Genomic DNA, 3746 nt, shown 5'->3' with positions numbered 1-3746 from the left:
CGCAGCCGAGGCGAGCCGGCGGATGCTTCGCCAATCGGCGCTGTACGTCGGCATTTTTGCGCATCGTTACGGCTACCGGGAGCCGGGCCACGAGTGCGGGATCGCGGAGGAGGAGTTCGAATACGCGGGAGAGTTGGGGATCGAGCGGCTTTGCTTTGTTGTAGATCCCGGGTTTCCCTGGCCGCCGGAGAGCATTGACTACGCCACTCAGGACCGTCTGTGTGAGTTCAAGCAGCGGGTGCGCCAAGCGGGATACAGCGCGGCGTTCACAACGGTGGACGACTTCCGCGCAAAGCTGGCGGAGGCGCTTGCCGCGCGCCGCACCACGACCAACGTCGGGACATCCTCTGTACCCGCGTCCACCGTGCGCGGGGCGCCGGCCGCCGAGTCCGTCGCCGTGCACCTGGCGCCTCCGGCTCCACCTCTGCTCATTGGCCGCCAAGCGGACCAGCAGCGGTTGATCGCGCGACTGGGCATTCCAGTCGGCCCCCCGCGCGCCGTAACGGTCATCCGCGGCTGGCCGGGCGTGGGCAAGACCACCGTGGTCGCGGCGCTGGCGCATGACTCGCGGGTAGCGTCGCGGTTCGAGGGTGTTCTCTGGGCCTCGCTCGGCGAGGCGGGCAGCGCGCTTTCCGAACTGGGCGGCTGGCTGCGCGAGCTTGGCGACGGGACCGCCCCCCCGCCGGATTCCATCGATGCCGCTGTGGCGGGGGTCAAGGCGCGGCTCGCGCGGCGACGCTTTCTGCTGATCGTCGATGATGTGTGGGAGGCGGAGTCCGCCGCCGCCTTCAAGCGCGCCGCTGCGGGATCTCCCGTGCTTTTCACCACCCGCTTCCGCGATGTGGCGCGCGAAGTGGCCCCCACACCCGACGACGAGTACCGCCTGGAGCAACTGGACGACGAGCGGGGCTTCGAACTATTTCGCCAGCTGGCGCCCACTGTGTCCCGTGATCACGAGGCGGAATCGCGGCAACTGATCACCGCTCTCGAGGGGCTGCCCCTCGCGCTTCGTGTTGCGGGTCGGCTGCTGGAGGCCGAGATCCAGCTGGGTTGGGGCCTTGCAGAACTGTTCGCGGAGGTCGCCAGCGGCACTACGCTGCTCGATGAGAGGGCGCCCGATGACCGCTGGGACCCGGCCACAGGGGTCATTCCCACAGTGGGGCTGCTTCTGCAGAAGAGCTCGGACCGGCTCGACCCCGAGACTCGCGAGCGCTTTGCCCTGCTGGGCGCCTTCGCTCCGAAGCCCGCCACGTTCAACCTTCCCGCCATGGCGTTCGTGTGGGAGGTGGATGACGCCCGGCCCACTGCGCGCGCCTTGGCCGACCGCGGGCTCCTTGAGCCGATCCTGGGTACCGACCGTTTTCAGATGCACGCTGTGCTCGTGCTGCACGCGCGCTCGTTGCTGACGGACGACGAGGAGGAGTGAGGCGTGGCCTCGCGCACGCATGCTGACCGGCAGCACGCGGCCAACTACCTCGCCGTGCTTGCGGGGCTGGGCGAGCGGTATCGCGCTCGGGAGCGGGACGTGGACCGCCTTGCCCGGGATTTCGAGCAGGAGTGGCCGCAGATCCGGCTCGGACAGGGATGGGCCGCGAAGCGTCCCGACGCGCCCGCCCGCGCGTCACTGTGCGCCGGCTTCTCCCGCGTGGCGGCGACCCTTCTCAGCCTTTACCAATCTCCGGAAGAGCGGGTCTCTTGGCTACGCTCCTCCGTGGCCGCCGCGCGCGCCATCGGCGACCGCGTGGCCGAGGCGGACTGCTACGGCAACCTGGGAATCGCCTTTGAAGACTTGGGCGAATTTCGCGCGTCGGCCGCCCACCTGGTCCAGGCCATCCGCCTAGCGCGCCGCGCCGGCGACACCCGGATCGAGGAGGTTTATCGGGGGCAGTTGGGGCTGGCGTACATCGGACTGGCGCAGTACGGCCGCGCCATCAGCCACCTGCGCCGCGCGCTGTCCGCTGCGCGCGAGTTGGGCCAGACGGCGGACGCATCCTCGCACTTGGGCAACCTGGGCTTGGCTGAGGCTTACCGCGGGAACGTGCGGCGCGCGTTGCGGCTGCTGCACGAGGCCTTGGAACTCTCGCGTCGCGAAGGAGATCGGCGGGGTGAGGGCCGCGACAACGGCAACATCGGGATTGTCTACTACGATCTTGGGGATTACGAACGGGCGGTCGAGTACTTCGGGAAGGCTCTGGAGGTAAGCCGTGCACTCCACCACCGGTACGGCATTGCCTTGGACTTGGGGAACCTGGCCGCGGTGCATACGGAGACGGGCCGGCTGGAGGACGCGTACGGGATGCTGGTCGAGGCGCTTCAGATTGTCCGCGACCTAGGCGACCAGCACGGCGAGGGGACGAACCTGAGCAACCTGGGCCACCTCTGCGCGGAATTGCAGTCGTACGCAGACGCCGGCCGGTTCTACGAGGCGGCCCTGCGTATCGCACGAGAGATCGGCGACCGCAGGGGGGAGGCCAGCCGCCTCGTGTCGCTGGGAGGGATCCAGCTCCGACTGGGCGTCGCTGGTGGCGAGGCGTTGATCCGGGATGGGATCCGCCTGGCGCGGGAGATCGATATCCACGAGACGGTCGCCACCGGCGAATCGCTTCTGGATGAGCATCTCACCCTCGCACCTGGCGCGGGCGCCCCGCCCGCTGGGCTCGCCCCGCTGGCTGCGGCGATTCACGGCCAGCTCCCTGCGCTTCTGGGCGAGCGGCTGAACGATGCCGAGTCGTACGAGGAGGCGTGAGGCTGCGCAAGCGTGGAAGCAGATCGAGCAGTCGTCTGAACCACCTCCTGGACTGGCTCGCAGCTGACCGGATCGCCCCGTAGTTCATATCGACGTCAGAGCCACGCTAGGGAGGCGAAGTACTCACGACGGCGTGCTCCAGCCCTGTGGACTCACCTGTCACAACGGCTCACCGCGAGAGCGTGTGGTGTGAATGGCTTCCGGTTTGTCTCCGCCCTCCCCTGCCGTGCATTCGTCCTGTTTACCTGACTCACACCCGCTTTGCATATTCGCCCGGTATATCTTGGAGGTAAAATCATGAGCAATGGAGCGACCCCGCTGGAGATTTGGGGGGAAATATGACCGGCCAACCGTACTACATAGGCGCCAAGGGGTGGGACGACTATCTGCTGGAAGTAGTCAACGCCGTGAGGGACGCGGGAAACGACGTGGCCGACGAGGTCTCACGGTCGACCGCTCAGGCTGCTTCGGACGCCACGAAAACCCGGCGCGCGATTGAAGATGCGTCGCTTTCGCAGGCCGGGGCGGTGCGGGAGGTGCGCGAGGCGGCAGAATGGGGGCTTTCGCTTCTGTTCGAGCAGGGGGAGGAGCAGGCGGAATGGCTAGCCCAAATCTCACGCCAACTGGACGGGATTGCGCGTGCACTTCGCTCGCCCCAGCGAACGCGGTGCCGCGAACTGGTGCGGGCCGGCAATGACCTGATGCTGCGGGGCCACTTCCGAAAGGCGCTGGAGCGGTTTGAGGCCGCTTTGGTGTACGACGACACCGATTTCCATCTCCAGCTGCTGCTTGGAAAACTCCTGCTGTACGGGCGCAACGCCCGCGAATCGGTTGTCGATGTGGCGCGCGCGGTCGGCGCTCTCGAATCAGCGCTTGATTACTCCCTGACGGAGCGGAAGGCCGAGGAAGCGGCCACAAAGGTCCGAATCGACGCGCAGCGCCACCTCGGAATCGGGCTTTTTGTCGCAGGGACGGAAGCGAGTGTCGTCGGCGCCGAGGA

3 protein-coding genes are annotated in these 3746 nt (G+C 67.5%); all 3 read left to right on the top strand.

Translation table 11 applies throughout. The features are described from left to right. On the top strand, positions 1–1426 hold a 1426-nt coding region (locus tag VIB55_RS15490; protein ID WP_331877564.1), incomplete at its 5' end, for an NB-ARC domain-containing protein. Positions 1427–1429: 3 nt separating this feature from the next. Then, entirely contained in the window at positions 1430–2746 is a 1317-nt protein-coding gene (locus tag VIB55_RS15485; protein ID WP_331877563.1) for a tetratricopeptide repeat protein, read from the top strand. Between the two features lie 428 nt (positions 2747–3174). Beyond that, on the top strand, positions 3175–3746 hold a 572-nt coding region (locus VIB55_RS15480), incomplete at its 3' end, for a hypothetical protein (protein ID WP_331877562.1).

The sequence above is a fragment of the Longimicrobium sp. genome (assembly GCF_036554565.1).
GTDB lineage: Bacteria > Gemmatimonadota > Gemmatimonadetes > Longimicrobiales > Longimicrobiaceae > Longimicrobium.
The sequence above is the reverse complement of the archived record's forward strand: the minus strand, read 5'-3'. Positions and strand labels throughout refer to the sequence as shown.